This is a genomic window from Thermogemmatispora carboxidivorans, assembly GCF_000702505.1.
In the GTDB taxonomy this organism is placed as follows: domain Bacteria; phylum Chloroflexota; class Ktedonobacteria; order Ktedonobacterales; family Ktedonobacteraceae; genus Thermogemmatispora; species Thermogemmatispora carboxidivorans.
In genome coordinates this window covers 2599343-2618665 of the sequence record NZ_JNIM01000001.1, presented here as the reverse complement: position 1 = coordinate 2618665, position 19323 = coordinate 2599343, and the positions used below count along the sequence as shown (strand labels likewise).

General features: G+C 60.9%; 17 protein-coding genes. 12 read left to right on the top strand and 5 right to left on the bottom strand.

Annotated features, from left to right (window positions below; genetic code table 11):
• Window positions 1–2: 2 nt before the first annotated feature.
• The 3 genes from N688_RS10185 (at window position 3) to N688_RS10175 (ending at window position 3003) form a co-directional block, all read left to right on the top strand.
• Window positions 3–1214 carry an aminotransferase class V-fold PLP-dependent enzyme gene (locus tag N688_RS10185; RefSeq protein WP_052889177.1) on the top strand — a complete coding sequence of 404 codons (1212 nt, stop codon included), beginning with the start codon at window positions 3–5 and terminating at the stop codon, window positions 1212–1214.
• 102 nt (window positions 1215–1316) lie between these two features.
• A complete protein-coding gene (locus tag N688_RS10180; RefSeq protein WP_052889176.1) occupies window positions 1317–1730 on the top strand; it encodes a zinc ribbon domain-containing protein in 414 nt (137 codons plus the stop codon).
• Window positions 1702–3003 carry a beta propeller repeat protein gene (locus N688_RS10175; RefSeq protein ID WP_156025370.1) on the top strand — a complete coding sequence of 434 codons (1302 nt, stop codon included), beginning with the start codon at window positions 1702–1704 and terminating at the stop codon, window positions 3001–3003. Before N688_RS10180 ends, N688_RS10175 begins: the two co-directional genes overlap by 29 nt.
• Window positions 3004–3085: 82 nt before the next feature.
• On the opposite strand, the gene N688_RS10170 is transcribed toward N688_RS10175, so the two are convergent.
• Window positions 3086–3550 carry a hypothetical protein gene (locus N688_RS10170; protein WP_052889174.1) on the bottom strand — a complete coding sequence of 155 codons (465 nt, stop codon included), beginning with the start codon at window positions 3548–3550 and terminating at the stop codon, window positions 3086–3088.
• A 443-nt stretch (window positions 3551–3993) separates the two neighbouring features.
• Here N688_RS10170 and N688_RS10165 point away from each other — a divergent pair, with 443 nt between their 5' ends.
• A complete protein-coding gene (locus tag N688_RS10165; protein WP_052889173.1) occupies window positions 3994–4416 on the top strand; it encodes a response regulator in 423 nt (140 codons plus the stop codon).
• A gap of 411 nt (window positions 4417–4827) precedes the next feature.
• Complete coding sequence (locus N688_RS10160; RefSeq protein WP_052889172.1) at window positions 4828–5565, top strand: ZIP family metal transporter; 738 nt, start codon at window positions 4828–4830, stop codon at window positions 5563–5565.
• A 59-nt stretch (window positions 5566–5624) separates the two neighbouring features.
• Here the strand turns inward: N688_RS10160 and dgoD are convergent, their stop codons facing one another.
• The gene (gene dgoD, locus N688_RS10155; RefSeq protein WP_081838710.1) at window positions 5625–6842 is read right to left on the bottom strand and encodes a galactonate dehydratase; all 1218 of its coding nucleotides are present in this window, start codon (window positions 6840–6842) and stop codon (window positions 5625–5627) included.
• Between the two features lie 137 nt (window positions 6843–6979).
• Between dgoD and N688_RS10150 the strand changes: the two genes are divergently transcribed.
• The 6 genes from N688_RS10150 to N688_RS10125 all read left to right on the top strand — a co-directional run bounded on the left by N688_RS10150 (window position 6980) and on the right by N688_RS10125 (window position 13785).
• Window positions 6980–7777: a FadR/GntR family transcriptional regulator gene (locus N688_RS10150; RefSeq protein WP_081838709.1), complete on the top strand. Its 798-nt coding sequence runs from the start codon at window positions 6980–6982 to the stop codon at window positions 7775–7777.
• A 268-nt stretch (window positions 7778–8045) separates the two neighbouring features.
• On the top strand, window positions 8046–9143 hold the full coding sequence (locus N688_RS10145) for a sugar ABC transporter substrate-binding protein (RefSeq protein WP_202901889.1): 1098 nt from the start codon (window positions 8046–8048) through the stop codon (window positions 9141–9143).
• 485 nt (window positions 9144–9628) lie between these two features.
• The gene (locus tag N688_RS10140) at window positions 9629–10606 is read left to right on the top strand and encodes an ABC transporter permease (RefSeq protein ID WP_052891448.1); all 978 of its coding nucleotides are present in this window, start codon (window positions 9629–9631) and stop codon (window positions 10604–10606) included.
• A complete protein-coding gene (locus N688_RS10135) occupies window positions 10603–11394 on the top strand; it encodes an ATP-binding cassette domain-containing protein (RefSeq protein WP_052889170.1) in 792 nt (263 codons plus the stop codon). Before N688_RS10140 ends, N688_RS10135 begins: the two co-directional genes overlap by 4 nt.
• Before the next feature lie 186 nt (window positions 11395–11580).
• Complete coding sequence (locus N688_RS10130; RefSeq protein WP_052889169.1) at window positions 11581–12570, top strand: LLM class flavin-dependent oxidoreductase; 990 nt, start codon at window positions 11581–11583, stop codon at window positions 12568–12570.
• Between the two features lie 234 nt (window positions 12571–12804).
• Window positions 12805–13785 (top strand): S1C family serine protease, encoded by a 981-nt coding sequence (locus N688_RS10125; RefSeq protein ID WP_052889168.1) that lies wholly within the window; start codon window positions 12805–12807, stop codon window positions 13783–13785.
• A 206-nt stretch (window positions 13786–13991) separates the two neighbouring features.
• On the opposite strand, the gene msrA is transcribed toward N688_RS10125, so the two are convergent.
• Window positions 13992–14555, bottom strand: coding sequence for a peptide-methionine (S)-S-oxide reductase MsrA (msrA, locus tag N688_RS10120; protein ID WP_052889167.1), 564 nt, complete (start codon window positions 14553–14555; stop codon window positions 13992–13994).
• 360 nt (window positions 14556–14915) lie between these two features.
• Between msrA and N688_RS10115 the strand changes: the two genes are divergently transcribed.
• Complete coding sequence (locus tag N688_RS10115; protein ID WP_052889166.1) at window positions 14916–15236, top strand: hypothetical protein; 321 nt, start codon at window positions 14916–14918, stop codon at window positions 15234–15236.
• 7 nt (window positions 15237–15243) lie between these two features.
• On the opposite strand, the gene N688_RS10110 is transcribed toward N688_RS10115, so the two are convergent.
• On the bottom strand, window positions 15244–16155 hold the full coding sequence (locus N688_RS10110; RefSeq protein ID WP_052889165.1) for a class I SAM-dependent methyltransferase: 912 nt from the start codon (window positions 16153–16155) through the stop codon (window positions 15244–15246).
• Between the two features lie 1498 nt (window positions 16156–17653).
• Window positions 17654–19294 (bottom strand): MocR-like pyridoxine biosynthesis transcription factor PdxR, encoded by a 1641-nt coding sequence (gene pdxR / locus N688_RS10095; protein ID WP_052889162.1) that lies wholly within the window; start codon window positions 19292–19294, stop codon window positions 17654–17656.
• Window positions 19295–19323: the final 29 nt, after the last annotated feature.

Sequence of the window (19323 nt, the reverse complement as noted above, 5' to 3'; positions counted from 1 at the left end):
CTATGACCACGGATGCGTCGCGTGTGCCGTATCCGGCACCGCCTGCGGTAGAGCATCCTGAGCTAGAGGCTTACCGAAAGGAATTTCCCATTCTCCAGCGCAAGACCTATCTCAATAGCTGCTCGCTGGGGGCCCTCTCGCAGCGTGGGATGGCGCGTCTGGCTGAATTCATGGAGCGCTGGAATGAATGGGGAGCGCACGCCTGGTATGAGATCTGGCTGGGCGAGCTAGAGCGGGCGCGGCGTCAGTTTGCGGCCATCATCGGCGCGGAGCCACACGAGGTTGCTCTCGCCCCCAATGTCTCCGTGGCCCTTGGGGCCATTGCCAGTGCCTTTGACTATCGTCAACGCAACAAAGTGGTGCTGGCCGACATGGATTTTCCAACCCTGGCCTATCAGTGGCTGGCCAAGCGGCGCCTGGGCGTCGAATGTGTCTTTGTCGAAAGCCCTGATCGCATCTACACGCCCCCCGAGCTGTTCGAGGAGAAGGTAGACGAGCGTACCCTCCTGGTTGCCACCTCGCGCGTCTTCTATACCAGCGGCTATATCCAGGACGTACGGGCGGTGGCCGACATTGCTCACAAACAGGGGGCCTACCTGCTGATCGATGACTATCAGGGCACTGGGCAGATTCCCATCGATGTCGGCGCAATGGATATCGATATTCTGGTCAGCGGCACCCTGAAATGGTTGATGGGAGGCCCGGGCCTGGCCCTCGTCTATATCCGCGAGGGGCTGCTCTCGCAGCTAGAGCCGACAATCGCTGGCTGGTTTGGCCATCGCGAGCAATTCCAGTTCAAGACACGCGAGCTGGAATTTCGCTCCGATGCGGCCCGGATCGAGCTCGGGACGCCGGCGGTCCCGTCGGTCTACGCGGCTAACGCCGGCATGGAGATGGTACGCGAGATTGGCGTTGAGACGATCTGCGAGCGCACACGCTACCTGACCAACGACCTGATTGCGCGGGCGCGCGAGCATGGTTGGCAGGTGCGTGCCCCCCGCGAGCCCGAGCGACGCAGCTCGATCGTCATGCTAGAGATGGAGCAGCCCGAGCAGATTGTTGCCGGACTGATCCAGCGCAATATCATCGTCGATTCGCGTCCTGGCCTTGTGCGTATCTCCCCGTATTTTTACAACACCATTGAGGAGAACGCTATTGTGATCGCAGCGCTCGAAGAGATTCTGGAGGAACGACGCCGCGGCGGCCTGAGCTAGAGTAGAGAGGAGCGAAACCGGGCCTTGCAGCAGCTCGTTATATTTCTGTATGCAAGAGGTAAGCAAGCACGACAAGTATAAAGGACGCAAGGGAGGAGAGCGATGGTCTGTCCTGAATGTCATGCCAGCTGCGCGCCGGAGGATCAGCGTTGTTCGGTCTGCGGTGCTGAGCTGGTCATACCGGTCTCGCGCAGCCTGGTAACCAGGCCGCGACCAGCCCTGGAGCCGCAGCGGAGGCAGTGGCCGGCGGTTCTGCGCGGCCCGGTCCAGGGAGTGGCCGCCGGAGTAGGGGCCCTGGCCGTAGGAGTGGGTCTGGAGCTACTCCGGCGTCGCCTGACTGCACTACTGGCGCGCTCTAGCGGGGCGGGGCGCCAGGCGGCCCAGGCCCTGCCACTGCTGAGCCAGCTAAAGCCGCTGGGGCCGGTAGCATCCGGGAAGGCTCCCAAGCTGGCACGGGGCTATGAGATTCACGAAACGGTTATCTACGTTGAGCGGGTCATTCGTCGCCGTTCGTAGAGGGAAGAGGCGACGAGCGCTGTGCTTCTTCCCCCTGCGAGTGCTGACGTTGGGGCTATTGCTGCTTCTGGCGGCCTGTGCCCCTAGCAGTGGCATTCTCGCCGGCGGCGCCTGGGAATCCACGGGTCTGCAGCGCGAACACATTCGGGCGCTGGTCGTGAATCCAGCTGATCCCGCCCAGCTCTATGCCGGAGATGCTCAGGATGGCATTTTTGCCAGCAGCGATGCCGGCCAGCACTGGCAGGCTCACAACCAGGGGTTACCCCTGCCCCTGGCCGTCAATGCCCTCAGCTTTGATGCTAGCGAGCGTCGCCTCTATGCGGCCACCAGCCGCGGCGTTTTTCTCAGCAGCGATGGAGGAGGGCACTGGCAGGCGATCGATCAGGGACTGCCAGCAGATAGCTGCACATCCCTGGCCATCGACCTGGAGCATGCCAGTATGCTCTATGTCGGGACGGCCCACCACGGCGTTTTTCTCAGCAGCGATGGTGGAGAGCACTGGCAGGAGGCCAATCAGGGACTGCCAGCGAATCTTCCGATCAATGACCTGGTCTATGTCAGCGATCGAGGTCAACTCTGGGTGGCCACCGTTGACGGCATCTATCGCTCGGACAACGGTGGCCAGAGCTGGAGTCTGCTGAGCCGAGGTCTGCCAGAAGGGATCACCGTCTATCGCGTCCGTCCCGCGGCCCTCAGCGGAGGAGAACCAAACCTGGTCTTGGCCGGCACTGATCAGGGCATCTTCCTCTCGCACGACGACGGTGCGAGCTGGCAGCGCAGCAAAGAGGGCCTGGCGCGCGTCAGCGTGCGTGCCATCCTGATCGACTTTCGCAGTCCGACCACTCTCTATCTGGGGACCAGCATCGGAGTCTTACGCAGCAACGACAGTGGGCAGGTCTGGAGCGCGGTAATCGGTGGCGATCTCCCCAAGAATCGCCAGGTCTATGCCCTGGCTTTGGGGGCCAGCGACTACAGCCAGCTCTACGCTGCCGTCGATGACGTCTATATCTTCCCAGGCAGCAGCGGTGGCTGGAACACCAACGCCTTTGTCCCTCTCCTTCTAGCTGTTGCCTTCTTCGCCTTCCTCTACTGGCTCACGCGCAGCAATCGCCGTCATCGGCGCGGGCTCCTCGGCGTGCTACGGACCTCATCAGCGGGACAGGACGAGCAGCCCCAGTCGTCTTCTGCACAGCGGGAGGAACGAGAGCCGCCGCTACCGTCTCCCCTCCCTCCGCGTCGGCAGGACGGCCCGCCTGCTCCTGGCCAGCAATAACATGGCCAGGGCAGCAGGGGGCGCCTCTCCCTGTCCTGCCCTGCTGCAGCGCAGCGCTGCGTCTCCTATCGGCACAAGACCCTCATGGGTGGTGACTACCGATATAGGCCACCAGTAAATAAATCAGATAAAGTAAGATGCAGACCAGGAGGATGGCGCCATAGCAGGTCAACGTCCAGGCGCGGCGCGTATTGAGCGCCTGGCGCAGCTGCTCCTCCATATCGGGAGGATCGAACTGGATATGCGGGGCCAGCTCGCGCAAGCGCGGCAGCATGGCCCGAAAATCGCGCACATTACTCATCCCCTCAGCCAGCATCACGGTCTCATGCTCGTCAAGATCGGCCAACAAGATCAACTTGGCGGGATTCGGATCGCCCGGCATCAGAATCAGACGCTGGATCTGTGCCAGTGGAATGCGCGTCTCCTCACCCTCCTCGCGTTTCACCACCGCTAGCTCCTCTGGGTAGAGCTGAATTTCCTTCCCCAGACCGAAGCGGACCACACTCAGGGGGTGCATTTGGCCCTGTTCCTGTTCGCTCTCGCTCATAGGTTCCTTGTGACACTCGCATCCTGATTGCTGGCTCGCCCGGCGCCGTTCTGGCTCTCCCCCAGCCCTATGGTGGCAGACCACACTCAACCAGCGAGAGTCGGGGCCGGGCAGGCTCTCCTGAGCGAGAGCAGAACCCAGCGAGGGCCAGCGTGGTAACGGCGCCTCAGGGCGGCAAAACGGCAGCAGTGCAGCGGCGGACTGCCTCGTCTGAAGGCATTGTACAGCATCGGGGCCGAGCCGTCGAGGCAAGGCCAGCCCCATCTTCACCCCTCGCAAGTGCAACACTATCTTGACATGCGTCTATCAAGAACACTACAATCTTGAACGGGATGTGTTACGCGAAGGAGAACCATCACCAAAGTTGCAGGGTGTTGTCTGTATCCTTTGTTTGTTCGAAGAGCGGGCAACAGCTCTGCTTGCAGCAGTAAGAAGGTAGCAACATGGCGCAGGTTGGCCTGCTAGAAGATAATCCGCGCATTGCAAAGCTCTGCGTGACCTTTCTCGACTTTGCTGGTCATCGCGTGGTGCATTATCGACATCCCCGCGAGTGCCTGGAGGCGCTCCTTGCGGAGAAGCCAGCCGGGGAGGAAGCCGAAGGGCAAGTCCTCCATCCGCTGCCGATCGATCTCCTCATTCTCGACCTCTACATGCCCGATATAGCTGGCGAAGACGTACTCCGTCAGCTGCGAGCCCATCCCCATACGCGCAACCTCCCGCTCATTCTCTGCACCGCGGCGCCAGCCAGCGAGATTGAGCAAGCGAAAAGCATCGCGCCCCGGGCTATTGTTGTCGAAAAGCCCTTTAAGCTTCAGACGCTAACTGCGGCCATCGATGCCGTGCTGAGCGCCCCCAATGCCGTCTGAGAGTGAGGGAGAGCAGCCCTGACCGAACCGGCCCAGCGCCTGGCACGGCGGCGCTGGTGCCAGCGGTCTTGCCGGCCTTCCTCCTCTCCACGCGCTTCCCCAGCCCATGCGCTCCCATGTCTCACCAGCTCCGCCTTATCCTCACGGTGGGCTCCTGCTGTTGCGCCTCAGTGCCTGTAGGCCGGTCTCCTGGCCGTAATCTCCAACAAGCAAGCGAGCTATTTTCAGGAGCCACAGCATCAGAAATGCATTGCTTTGAAAAGGAACAATATGGTATCACTGTTAGAAGAGAGGCGGAGGGGCCAGGACGACGTGGCCTCCTGCTAGCGCAGCGCCAGCGCTGGCGTTGACAGCGCGGCAGACCTCGCAATCGGCCAATCGGCATCTTCCAGTTCAGGAGTGAGGACCTGGATGAGCACCATTCTGCTCTCAATTATTGCCTTCTGTTCCACCTGTGCAGGGGGGATCGTTGCCTTGAGGCAACGGGAACAGCTCCAGCAGGTCATAGCCTTCGCAGCCGGCGCCCTCGTTGGTCTGGCGGCCTTTCAATGGCTGCCGCGCCTCTTCAGTGTGCTGGCGCTTCTTCCAGGCGAGCGCTTTGCCGCCTTCGCGGCCCTGGCCAGCGGTTTCTTCACCTTTCATCTCCTTGAAAGGCTGGCCCTGCACTGGCAAGCGGACCAGCATGAAGCCTCTGCCAACGGTGTGCCCCGGCCCCTGCTGGGAGTTATCTCCGTGCTCTTCTTCTCCCTGCATCGCCTCCTGGAAGGGGCGACCATCAGCCTGGGGTTCGTTGTCAACCCGGCTACAGGGCTGCTCCTGGCCGGGGCCATCATCCTCCACAACCTTATTGAGGGCCTCAACGCAGTCGTCCTCTTACTGGCCAACCGTAGCAGCCGCCGACAAGCGTTTGCCTGGCTGCTCTTCTTCGCCTGCACGCCCCTGCTGGGGACCCTGGCGACCATCTGGATCAGCCTGCCGACCGTGCTCCTGCCGCGCTATTTGGGCTTCTTCAGCGGCTTCCTCCTCTATCTAGGGGCCAGTCATCTCTTGCCAGCGAGTCAGCGCCCTGGCGAGCCGTGGTCGCTGCTGTGGACCCTGGTCGGAGCTGGCACGGCCCTCCTCATGACCGTCCTGCTCCAGCCCATCTAAGAAGGTCGTCTGGCCAGAGGCGCACAGCAGCGCTATCCGCCTTCCTTGCTTAACGCTTGCTAGGCTGACGGTGACGGGGGCTGATCGCCAGAAGAAGAAGCGGCGGCGGCAGATCCCGTCACTGGCGGCTGTACCGCCTGGCGCAGATGCCAGTTTTCCGCAAAGAGATTAAAGAAAATGCGCTGGCGCGGGTGGGCGGTGACAAAGGACTCATCGAGGGTCACCCCCAGGCCCGGCCCTTGCGGCAGCGAGAAATAGCCGTCGACCACCTCGGGGTTACCTGGGGCCGCCTGCTTGACCCACTCCTCATTGAGATCGTTAAAATGCTCCTGAATCTTAAAATTGGGCGTCACGGCAGCCAGATGGAGTGCTGCCGCTGTCGAGACCGGGCCGCCGACGTTGTGGGGGGCTACCAGCATATAGTAGCACTCTGCCCAGGCAGCCAGCTTACGTACCTCCAGTAGCCCGCCACAGTGCGTAATGTCGGGCTGAATAATATCGGCAGCCTGCAGCTCAAAGAGCGGGCGGAAATCGTAGCGTGTATGCAGGCGTTCGCCGGTTGCAACCGGAAGCGTCACCTGCTCGGCTACCTTCTTGAGAGCCGCCAGATTTTCGGGAGGGACCGGCTCCTCGATCCAGGAAGGCTGAAACGGGGCCAGCTCCCGGGCCATTTCGACCGCCGTTGCTGGATTAAAGCGCCCATGCATCTCGATCAGTAGCTCCACATCTGGGCCGACGGCATCGCGCACTGCCTCCACCAGCGCCACTGCCCTGCGCTTCTCTGCCGCTTCCAGCTCGTAGAAACCCGAGCCGAAGGGATCGAGCTTTAAGGCGCGATAGCCGCGCTCAACCACCCGCCGCGCTGCCCGGTGGAACTCCTCGGGTGTGCGCTCGACCGTATACCAGCCATTGGCATAGGCCTTCATACGCTCGCGGACCGGGCCCCCCAGCAGCTCATAGATCGGGCGCCCCAGGGCCTTGCCCACGATATCCCAGCAAGCGATCTCGATAGTCGCGATGGCCGACATAGCGATCTCGCCGGCGCGGGCATAATCGTTGCGGTACATGCGCTGCACCAGATCCTCGATATGGTGTGGATCATGGCCGAGCACATGGTTGGGCACAGCCTCGGCCAGATAGCCCAACAGGGCATCCGTATGATTGAGCATACGCACCTCACCGACCCCCTCCAGTCCCTCATCGGTAATCACACGCACAAAGGTCAGATTCCGCCAGGCGGTGCCCATCACATGGGTCTTGACATCAACGATTTTCATACCGGTACCCGCTAGCTCCTCTCGAGGTGATCGACAGTGAACGGCGCTAAGAGGACTCCATCAGCGAGCAGATGGCTTGACAGAGACCGTATCCTATATTATCATATCGTTAAATTGTATGACAATTATGGAGGCCGATGGCAAGAACCTTCCGTTCGCTCAGGCGGCAAAACCTGTCCGCGCAGGTCGTGCGGGAGATCGGGTTGAGCATCATGCGCAAGGAATTCCAACCGGGAGATGCCCTTTTGAGCGAACCTGAGCTGAGCCAGCAGTTCAACGTTAGCCGTCCAGTCTTGCGCGAAGCGCTCAAAGTGCTGGCGGAGAAAGGATTGATTGAAGCGCGCCCACGGACGGGGACCCGGGTACGCCCCCGGGCGGACTGGAACCTGCTTGATCCCGAAGTGCTGACCTGGCAGTACGAGGTGGGGCCTGATCCAGCCTTTCTGGAGGCGATCTGTGAAGTACGCCTCATGTTTGAGCCGATGACGGCACGACTGGCAGCCTCGCGGGCGACTGCCGAAGAGATAGAGACCATTGAGCGAGCCTGTGGCCTGCTGGAGAAGCTGGTCGAGGAGGCCGAGCCGTATATTGAGGCCGACCTGGCTTTTCACAGCGCCATCTGTGCCGCAGCTCACAACGAGCTGTTACAGCGCATTGTGGCCACACTGGCAGCTCCTCTGCGTGCCAGTCGCCTCGTGACTGCGCGCCTGCCAGGAGCCAATCGGCGCACGATGCCGCTCCATCGGCGCGTTGCCGAGGCCATTCGCCAGGGCCAGGAACTGGCCGCCGAGGAGGCTATGCGCGAACTCATTGTCTTGACAACTGAGGATGTACACCGGGCACTGGGCTATAGCGGCACAGGCTCGGACCTGCCCTTGAGCGCTTGCCCCGGTCAGGGCGAGACGCCCACTGCTCTCAGGGAAGGAGGTGAGTGACCCGGCACCAACGCAGCGATCTCTGCTCATCATTAAATAGACAAATATCGATGTTGATAATGGAGAGCGCGGGCAGCCGTACGAGGTCGTAGGGAACCGGGAGAAAGAGAGCGCGAGCCAACCAGCAAGCACAGCGACTGAAGCGAGGAAAGCAAGCAAAGTGCAAGGAGGAAGCTCTCCTTGTCAAGTTTCGTCGCTCGCTCGGAGTGAGCCTTCCCAGGCAATCGCTCTGTCTGTCAGGCGACTAGAAGGAACTGGAGGTCCAGCCGTGGAAGGATCAAGCTTCTCAGCGTATTTCGAGCGTCTTCCCCTCAGACGACGGCGTCTGCTGCAGACTGCGCTAGCCGGAGGAGCCGGGGCCACGCTCGCCTCGGCGCTGGCGGCCTGTGGTGGCCAGCCATCGAGCAGCAGCTCTCCCACGGGAGTGGCGGGCAACTTCCCCAGCCATCCGAAATGGAACTTCGTCTTTATCAATCATGTCACCACTAATCCCTTCTTTGTTCCCACCCAATACGGTATTCAGGATGCCTGCGCTCTCGTTGGTTGTACCTATCAATGGACAGGTTCGGCCAACAGCCTTGTCAGGGAAATGGTAGACGCCTTCAACGCCGCCATTGCTGCCAAGGCTGATGGCATCGCCGTCTCCATCATTGACCCCACTGCCTTTGACGATCCGGTCAATCGTGCTCTGGATGCGGGTATTCCGGTGGTGGCCTACAACGCCGATGCGCCAGCTGGGAGCAAGAACCGGCGCCTGGCCTACATTGGTCAGGATCTCTATCAATCGGGCTATCGCATGGGGCAGCGCATTGTCTCTCTTGTCGGCAGTGGGGATGTTGTCGGCTTCATTGCTACTCCCGGCTCGCTCAATATTCAGCCGCGCATCAACGGGGCCAAGCAAGCCATTTTAGACTCCAAGGCGCCGATCAACTTTGTTGAAGTCGCGACGGGGGCCCAGGTAGAAGAGGAGCTGTCGCGCATCGAAGCCTACTATCTCGGTCATTCCAACCTCAAAGGGATGTTTGCCGTCGATGCGGGCAGTACCCAGGGCGTCGCCCAGGTCATGGAGAAATACAACCTGGCGTCTAAAGGAGTGCATGGCGGCGGCTATGATCTCTTGACCAAGACCCTCCAGGAGATCCAGGCTGGCAATCTCGATTTCACGATCGACCAGCAGCCCTACCTCCAGGGCTTCTATCCAGTGATTCAGCTCTTCCTCTACCTGCTCTCGGGTGGCCTGATGGTGCCTTCCGACACCGACACCGGTCTGCTCTTTGTTACCAAGGAGAACGTCGGCCCTTATCTGCGCACGCAGACGCGCTTTGAGGGGAGTTCTTCCAAGGAGCAGCTGGTGCCACGCTCGTGAAGAGAAGAGAGGCGTGCGAACAGAAGAGGCCCCGCCCAGCCGGGACGCTCACCAAGTGCGGGCTGACGGTCTACTGGCCTCCCGCTGTTCAGCCAGCAGGCAGTCAGCCCGATAGCCCTTGCGCACGAGGATAGATAGCCGAAGAATCTGTAAGTCTGGCGCGCTGGCTGCTCCTCTGGTCTAGCTTCCTGTCCTGAGTCTACCTGGCGGGTGATAGCTGCTCCTACGAGAGGAGGAGTAAGAAAGCGGCGAGGGCTTACAGATTCTTCTCCTTTAGGACATACTATTACTGTCCGCTCCTTAGCGAAGATGTGAGGAGCACCAGCGGCCCGGCAGGCGAGGTGGTGCAGCGGCGTGGAAGCAGGCCGGGGGGAGCTTGAGGGGGCGGAGGGCAATCAGAAGGTAGATAGCACGCAACAAGAAGGAGCATCGCAATGGCCGAAGATGTGCTTTTTGCTCCGCCGGTGAAGACGGAGCCGGAACCGATGCCGAAGCGGCCCAATTCCTGGCTCCGAGTGGCCCGTCTCTTCCTGCGGCAGCGTGAAGCCAGCATTGTGGTCGTGGCCATCGCCCTGATCATTTACTTCCAGTTCTCCAATCAAGCCTTTCTTTCAACGCAAAACCTCAGGACGCTCTCCCAGTTTGTGGCTGCGACCGCCATCATTTCCGCCGGCGAGGTTATGCTCTTGATCTGTGGCGAGATCGACCTCTCGGTGGGTCAAGTCTATGCTCTGGCGCCGTTCATCATGTACTTTGCCAATCAGGCGGGCCTGCCGCTCCTGGTGGGGCTCATCCTGGGGCTGATCGTCTGCGCGCTCGTGGGCCTTTTCAATGGCCTGATTACTGTCATGCTGAAGGTGCCCTCCTTCATCACGACCCTGGGCACTCTCTTTCTGATCAATGGCCTGACCCTTACCATCTCCCAGGGCTTCCCGGTCTTGACGCCCTCAGAGGGTTGGGTCAATGAGATTTTGGGGCACGCTGCCTACGCTGAGATCATCTGGGCCGTGGCCATCGCCGTCGTCATGCAGATCGTGCTCTCCTGGACGCGCTGGGGCCTTCATACGGTGGCGACCGGTGGCAACCTGCTGGGGGCCAGCGAGGTGGGGGTGAATGTGGCCCGTATCAAGATTGGCAATTTCATACTCTGTAGCGTGCTCGGTGGCTTCGCTGGCACCCTGGAGGCGTTCCGCATCACCTCGATCGATCCGCTGGCGGGGGGAACCGACATTATGTTCATGGCGGTCGCCGGCGCGGTCATCGGCGGCACGGCCCTGACTGGGGGGCTGGGCACGATCGTGGGGGCTTTTCTGGGGACGCTGGTGCTCTCGATCCTCCGTGATGGCTTTACGCTGCTTGGGGTCAGCGCCTTCACGTTTGATATTATCCTGGGAGCGGCCATCCTGGTGGCGATGGTTTTGAACGTTCGTCTGCGACTATGGCGAGAGGCAGGGCGCGAATGAGTGAGTTCACAACGACAGAGGTGATTCGCACGGAGGGACTGATCAAGCGCTTTGGCGCGGTGACAGCTCTCAGTGGCGTCAGTCTCTATCTGCGTCGGGGCGAGGTCCTGGGCCTGGTCGGCGACAATGGGGCCGGTAAGTCAACGCTGATCAAGATCCTGACGGGCTTCCTGCAGCCCGATGAGGGCCGCATCTTTATCGACGGCAAGGAGGTCCGTCTGCGTTCGGTCTCCCATGCTCGTTCTCTAGGTATCGAGACTGTTTATCAGGATCTGGCTCTCATTAATGAGCTGAGCGTCTATCATAATATGTTTCTGAAGCGTGAGTCGCTGCTGAACCCTTTCCCGCTGCTCAATAATCAGCGGATGCGCCGTCTGGCGCGTGAGTATCTGGGGCATATGGGGGTCAATATTCCTTCGGTCGATACCGAGGTGGCCCAGCTCTCGGGGGGCCAGCGTCAATCGATCGCCATTGCGCGCGCGGTCTACTCGCAGGCGCGCATTTTGCTACTGGATGAGCCGCTGGCGGCGATGGGGGCCAAGGAAGGCAGTTTAATTATGAATCTGATACGGACGCTCAAGAGCGAGGGTCAGGTTTCGATCATGATGATCGCCCACAATTATGCCCAGGTGCTGGAGATCTGTGATCGGGTGAATCTGCTGCAGCATGGGCGCATTGCCCTGGATAAGCCAGCAGCTGAGACGTCAGTGGAGGAGCTGACGGAGCTGGTGATGCGCGAGTATCGGGCCGGTGCCAACCAACACCGGCGGGCGGCGGCTGGTCTCTAGGCTGAGTGATCGATCGGTGGGAGCGGTTTCGGTCCGCCGGGAGCACTTCCCTGGTTTGAAATGGCTGCTTGAGGGGTGCTATGATACACGACAGGAGAGAGCCTGCTGAGGCTGCTCTCCTCTTGCATGAGAACTGGTAGCTGCCACGAACAAAGGCAGTGCCAGGTGAAGGAAGAGAGAAGATTGATGGAGCAACAGAGCACCGTTTCGGCTCACGGGCAGGGAAGTGCGAACCAGCCGGCGCGCGAGCGTGTTGGGCTGGCACTCTTTGGAAGCGCTGCTGTGCCTCATCTTCTAGAGAGGCTTCGTCAGGCCGAGCAGGCTGGGGTCTGTCAGTTCTGGATGACGCAGCTGCCAACCTTGCCGGATACTCTGACGCTGTTTGCCGCGGCTCTGGTGCAGACGGAGCGCCTCCGCCTGGGAACGGCCATTGTGCCGACCTACCCGCGGCATCCCCTGGTCATGGCCCAGCAGGCTTACACGCTGGAGGAGCTGGGGCCAGGCCGCCTGCGCCTTGGAGTAGGGACCAGTCATCGCCACTCGATTGAGGGGGTCTACGGCTTCTCGATGGTGGAGCCGTTGGAGCAGCTCCGCGAGTATGTGAGCATCCTGAGAGCGGCGCTGTGGGATGGCACTGTGGACGTTCAGGGGCGCTTCTACACGGCACGTGCCACCTTCTCCCGACCCATGCGCGTCCCGATACTCGTCTCTGCGCTGCGCAGCCGGGCCTTCCGTCTGGCGGGCGAAGTGGCAGATGGGGCCATTTCCTGGATGTGTCCCCATCCCTATCTCCTGGAGAAGGCCAGGCCGGCGCTGGTTGAAGGCGCCACCGCACGCGGGCGCCCGGTGCCGCCCTTGCTGGCCCACGTGCCGGTGGTGTTGGGAACGGATTGGCGGGTGGTCCTGGAGGCAGCGCGCAGCCATCTCGGCTTTTATGGGCGCGCGCCCTTCTATCGTAACATGTTCGCGGATGCGGGCTATCCCCTGGGGGCCGATGGCCTCTTGCCAGAAGAATTGATCAGGAATCTGGTTGTGTGGGGTGATGAGACCACTGTGGCCGCCCGCCTGCGTGAGCTACTGGCTCAGGGGCTTGATGAACTGATCGTGGCGCTGGTGCCTCTGGCCGATGACCGGCGCGAGCTGGTGCAGCTCATGGAGCTGCTGGGCAACCTCTAGCAAGAGAGTCCACTAGAGCGCGCGAGCAGTCAGCAGGCAGGCTACTGGCTCGCTGGAGCTGAGCTATCGCTCTGGGTCAGGCGCATTTCACTTGGCGCCTGGCCCGTTGGCTCTGCCCCGCTCTGCTCTCTGCCTTTTGATGCTGGTATGTGATACAATAGGAAGCAATCTCATTGCTTCGCGGCCTCGCACGCTTGGCGAAAAATGGGGTTCCACGTCAGAAAGCTTGCAGCGATGATGGAAACAGAAGAACGAGATGCACAGGCCCTCGATGCCTATTCGCGTGCGGTAACAACGGCAGCGGAGCGGGTGGGGCCGGCGGTCGTGCGAATTGACGTTGAGCGCGGCGGGCTGCGCTGGCCTTACCTTTCCCCGGCCTACGGTGGACCCGGTTTCGATGCAACCGGGCTGGGTTCAGGCTTTCTCTTTGCCTCCGATGGGCAGGTGCTTACCAATGCCCACGTTGTCGAGGGAGCGCGGCGCATTCGGGTGACGCTGGCCGATGGGCGCTCCTTTGATGCTGGCCTGGTCGGTACCGATGCTGATGCCGATGTGGCTCTCCTGCGCATTGGCGCCGACCGTCTGCCGGTTGCCGAGTTTGGGCGGGGGAAGCTGCGGGTAGGCCAGCTGGTGATTGCCGTGGGCAATCCCTACGGCTTGAACTGGACTGTGACGGCAGGTGTCGTCAGCGCCCTCGGGCGCACCCTGGAGGGGCGCGGGGGGCGCCGCCTCACCAATCTCATTCAGACCGATACCCCCATCAACCCAGGAAACTCGGGCGGCCCACTGGTTGACAGCTCCGGGCGGGTTGTGGGTATGACGACCGCGATGGTGGCGCTGGCCCAGGGACTGGGTTTCTCGATTCCGTTGGAGGCGCTTCAGGGAGCTATTGCCCGCATCACGCGGGGGGGGACAGTGCGAGCAGGTAGCGTCGCCTTGGGAGTTGGAGGAATGCGCATCCAGCTTGATCCTGTCCTGCGGCGGAGCCTCCAACTGAGCCAGCCCAGCGCTATGGAGTTACTGGAGGTCCACCACGACAGTCCTGCTGAGCGAGCTGGTCTGCGCCGCCTCGACATCATTGTGGCTGCCGACGGTGAGCCAGTCACTGAGCCACGCGACCTGCAGCGCATTGTACGGCGCCATGTGCCCGGCGATCGCCTTGTCGTGAACTTTCTGCGCGATGGCAAGCTGCGCCGCGTGACCGCGGTCCTCTAAGGGCAAGCGCCTCGTCGTGGACTCTGCTGGTGCAGGCTGTCCCGTTCCCGTTTCTCAGCCAAGAAGGTGGCCCCAGTCCAGGCGCTTTGATTTTGTGCTCAAGCTCATGCCTGCTCGCTTCCTGGGGTCACCCGCTGCTCTTCCCGTTCGCTTCAAGGCGTGGTCTTGGCGCTGACTGCGGTGTTCTTCGCTGTGGGCCTGGCTCATCAGGTCCGCGCCTGATCCTCCTTGACTACCGGGGTGTACTCCTTCAGCAGTTTCTGTACCTTGGGAGTAATGACAATCATGCAGTAAGGTTGATTCGGGTGGCGATCGTAATAGTCGCGGTGGTAATCTTCTGCTGGATAGAAGTTGCTGAAGGGCACAATCTCTGTCACAATCGGGTTGCGGTAGGTCCGCGCCTGCTCCAGAGCCTCCTTCGAAGCCAGGGCGATGCGTCGCTGCTCATCGTTGTGGTAGAAAATGGCCGAGCGGTACTGCGTCCCGACGTCGTTCCCCTGACGATTGAGGGTTGTGGGATCGTGGGTATGCCAGAAGATGTCGAGCAGCTGCTCGTAAGAAATCAGGTGCGGATCGTAGCGGATCTGGACGGCCTCAGCGGCGCCAGTCTTCCCCGAACAGACCTGTTCATAGCTGGGATTTGGAACCTGGGAGGCGGCATAGCCTGGTGTCACACTCACCACTCCTTTAACGCGCTTGAAGACGGCCTCTGTACACCAGAAGCAGCCGCCGGCGAGCGTGGCCGATTCCAACTGGTCGTGATCACTCATAGAACACCTCGTTTCAAAACACGTTCTCTCGGCGCCCTTGTACTGTATCACAGCCAGCGGGGCGGCCACAATCTCAGCCGTGGTGTGTGGTGGAGGTGGTCCATGTGGTCCTCTACCGACCTGGCCGTTCTGCCTGCCTTTCGCTGCCTGCCTCTCTGTCCAGCCAGCGAGGAGAAGGGTCTGTCTCGGTGGAAGCTGCTCAGCTCGTGAATATGGGTGAAGACCCGAGCGCTTGTTTTTCACGGAAGCCAGCGGTCAGCGTCCTTACAAGTAGAGGTGGGGTCAAGTGATCAACGCTTTTCCTGGGGTAACAAAAAGAAGGAGTATAGGTGCCGTGAAAAACAGAAGGAGCGAAACCCTATGCTACCCTTGCTCATTCTGATCGTCTGCATGGTATTGCTCGGCGGCCTGGTGGTTCTCTGCTATCTCTACCTGCGTTGCGGCCTGGGCCGGCCACGGCTCCCGCATCTCAGGCGCTGGTCCCCCGATGCGAGCGCTGGGAGGGGGGGCTATTCAGCAGAGCCGCTGCAGCCGACCACAAACGATGAGAGCCTGCTGCTGGCCATCAACATTGCTGTCGACGAAACCAGCCGTCAGGCCCGACTCATCGCCTTCCTGCTGCTCAGTGGTCTCCTCCTGAGCATCCTTCTGCTCCTGCTGGTGCTTGGGGGCCAGCTCTAACACAAGGTCAGGCTGGCGAAGGCGCTGTTGGCTTCTGGCCCCAGACGGTTACCAAGGTCCAGAGTGCGCAGAAGTCGCCTTGTTGCATCTCGGCCAGGGCCTGTTGGATCTGACGCTGTAGCTCCTCGCGTTCGATTAAACCGGCGCCCAGCAAGAACGGTTGAATAAGCTCCAAGCCCATCAGGCAATCTTTAAAGAGGCTATAGTAGGCGGGGGTATCGATCGACCACTCGATGGCGCTCGCATGGAGGCCTACCTGTTCGAAACCGGCCTGGCGTAGTAAGCGCGGAAGGACGGGGGTGATCCCGATGTGGCGCCCGTCGGGCGAAAAACTGCGTCCAGCCATCTTCAAAACGCGCGTTCCCAGCTCGTGCAAGGCGCTTAGCGTCGGGCTGGTTGTGAGAGACAGCTCGCCCTCGGTCAGGCGTAGCTCTGCACCTGGCTTCAGCAGGCGATAGCCTTCGGTCACCAGACGCGGCCAGGCTGGGGGCAGCATGAAGCCGGATAGCAGACGGCCATTCACCAGGTCGAAAGTCGCCTCTGGGAAGGCCAGCGGCTCCATGACATCCATGACCTGGAAACTGGCATTTGCCAGATGCCGTGTCTGAGCCTGGGCCGTTGCGTACTCTACGACAGCCGGGCTGATATCGACCCCGATCACCTCGGCATCGGGATAGGAGCGTGCCAGATCCAGGACCCAGCCACCTGGGCCGCAGGCCAGGTCGAGCACCTTGGCCGTCGGGGGAAGCGTCAGCCCTTCGGGAAAGAGGCCGCCCATGCCCTCGGTGATGATGCGCTCCTGCATTGTCAGGCGAGCCAACTCGCCTGGATTCTCGGGATCGATCACATACGTATGCCGACGCCCAGAAAATGGCCTCTCAGGCTGGTGCTCGGCAGATTGCTCCGCTGAACTGCTCATGATTTGCTGGTCCCTCATCAATACCTGACAGAGCAAGAGGAGTGCTGCAGCTTCAGCCTGAGCGAGAAAGCGAGGCTGTGGCGCTTGTCTGGTCCTTGAGAAGCAAGCGCTCCTCCTGCTCGCCGTTCTTACTCTGCCCTACCAGGATAGCATTACTGCAGAACCTGCGCCAAGCTCAGCAATTGGTGTAAATGCAGTCGGAGCATGCAGAAGCCGAGCAACGGTGTGAAACGCAAAGAGCTGCAGTCTCCATAACAAGGAGGAGAGGAGCGCGGTGGTAAGGTAGAAGCCAGCAATAGACCACCGCGCTCACTGGAACTGGAGTCAAAGCGGAGCCAGGGGGAAGAGCGGAGCAGCTCAACGCCATTGATCGCGCTGTCCTTGACGAACTGCGTCAACTGGTAGATGAGTTGGAGCAGGATCACGAGCTGATGGTGGTCATTCTCTTAAAACCTTCTCCGAACCGAACCATGTACGTTGCTTTCGCCCCTTTCTGCCTGGCTGAGCGGATGAGGTCCGACCAGACGAGCGCAGCAACCTCTCAACGTGCTCCTTTCTCGCAGACGCTTTAGCTGGCCGCAGACGACTACCCTCTCACCTTTGCCCGGTATCCTGGATGTCCTTGGAGAGTCTGCACCTGCCGGAGAGGCTTTAATCAGACTCAGATAAGGCGTTCTTGTATATGGGAACCAGCAGCGGAAAAACAGGTTTCCTGCTCAAGGGCACCCTTGCTTGGGCCTCAGTGTAGTGTGATCCTCTTCCACGAGCAGAAAAGAGATGCAAAATGTTCGAAAGGCTTTTCTCCTCTCTGTGGAATGGATGTAAGCCGGTGCTGCACACTATGGCCCTATTTCTGTGGCTGTTCATCTCCCTCGCGCTAGCGCAGTGGCTGCTATCTGCGCTCAGCCCCGGCTGGGAAGATTCCAATCCGTTTACTGTGGCCTGGCAGCGTAGTAGGCAGGTCGAGATGGTGCTCTGGATGGCGATTATCTGCTTACCTTATTGGATCGGAGCGCTGTTTTTCTATCTCTGGAGCGTTCTGAAAGACCCAAGGAAGGCAGACCTGTTCTGTCTGCTTATACTCGCATTCCTGGCCTGGCTGCTGCTGGGCCTCGGCTTAATCAGCTGGTACTTCCCCGGCTGGCCCCTCCACACCTCCGAGCCGTTGACTGGCCTAACCCTCGTTTGCTGGCTAGTGGGCTGCTGGAGCTTCTTCTATCCTCCTCTCATAGCCTGGGATGTGGCCAAGGCAGAGGCAGCTGAACCCGAGAAATAACGCGAGCATCGCAGCCCCGAGCCTCTGCTCGCCTATCGCTCATGGAGAGGGCGCACTGAAGAGATCGGTGAAGAGCAAGCTATCGATCTCGATAGTGCTACCCTCCCCTGGTGGGATCTACTCTATTGCGGACCTGGTGGCGAGATAGCTGCCCGTGAGGGGGGAGATGAGGATCACGAGGAGACAAGCCAGGGAGCCTCGCACCTCCGGGGTTTCCAGACCTCAGACAGCGGTGAAGAGATCGGGCGAGGCCTGGCCCTGGCTGCAACTCCCCCCATGCAACAAAGCGCGCAGCGTCGACGATAAGCGCTTGACCCCCTCGCGCAATTGCTCTGGCGACTTATCGGCAAAAGTCAGGCGCACGCTCGGCGGCTGTTGCTGGCTGTTCTCGACGCGAAAAAGCTGACCAGGAGCCAGCAGCAGGCCACGATCAGCGGCCTTCTCAATCACCTCATATTCTTGCAGCTGTGACGGCAGCACCAGCAGCAGATTGAAGCCTGCCGTTGGTACCGTCCAGCGGCACTCAAGCCCGGTCAGCTCCTCCTCTAACAGGTTCAGCAATGTATCGCGGCGCCGCCGATACTCCTGACGAGAGAGGTTCAGCTCTTCCTCGAAGGCGGGATCGCTCAGGTGCTCCAGAAGAGCACGAGCCAGAGGCAGCGAAGCGCCACGCGCGAACGCCTGCTTGCCCTCGACCAGGCGCGCCAGGATCGGAGGAGCTGCCACGATACAGCCGAGACGCAGCGTTGGAAACAGCAACTTGTTGAAGCTCTTCAGATAGATCACGCGCCCCTCGCGGTCGAAACTCCGCAGGGCCGGTAGTGGCTCGCATCTTGACTCATCGTAGAACAGCTCGCTGCAGTAGTCATCTTCGACGACCAAGAGATTGTAGCGACAGGCCAGCTCGACCAGCTGCTGGCGACGCTGGCATGACATAGTAGCACCCGTGGGCGAATGAGCTGTCGGCACGATGCACAGCAGACGAGGACGGACCGCGGGCGCCTCCAGCGCCTGCTCCAGCAGATCGAGACGCAGACCCTCCTCATCGACCGCGATCGGATGACAGACCGCACGCTGCTGCTCGAAGATATCCAGAGCTGCCAGATAAGCCGGTTCTTCGATGAAGACCGGATCGCCCGGCGCCAGCAATACACGCGCGACCAGATCCAAGCCTTGCTGATTGCCGCTTGTGAGCAAAATCTCCTGTGGCTCTGCCTGGAAGCCAAAACGTGCGAAATAGTGGCTCAGGTAGCTGCGCAGGGCCTCGTCGCCCAGGGTCGAACCATATTGCAAAACCTGTAAGCTGGCCGCCCGCCGCGCCTCCTCGGCCAGAAGCTGCCCGGCACGTGCCATTGAGCGCTCCCAGCGCTCGATCGGAAAGAGACTGACATCGGGGTAGCCACTGCTCAGATTGAGCAGGGTTGAGGGATCGCCCCAGCGCTCCAGTGCGCGCTGAGTCAGCCACTGCAAGCGACCGGCACGGCTGGCCTGCGGCGCTAATCCCCCGAGCCAGCCTGCGGCCCAGTCCAGCCGTTGCCGTTGGCAGGTCGAGAGCGACGAACTGCTCGCCTGGAAATCCCCCCCGAAAGGGGCGCGTGCCCGTGCCAGGGCTGTCAGCGGGGAAGAAAGAATATAGGTGCCGCGTCCAACGTGACCGCCGATCACCCCCTCGCCGGCGAGTAGGTCGTAGGCTTGGGCGACCGTCGTCGTGCTCACACCCAGCTCCGCCGCCAGGCGACGTACCGGCGGCAGCTGCATGCCTTCGGTTAACTCTCCCCTCACAATAGCGCTTTTGATTTGTTCGGCAAGCTGCTGATAGAGCAGAGTGCGCGTGCTCTTGTCCAGTGAAAAAGTGATACTCATAGTCCCTGCCTGGCTTCGTCCTACCTGCT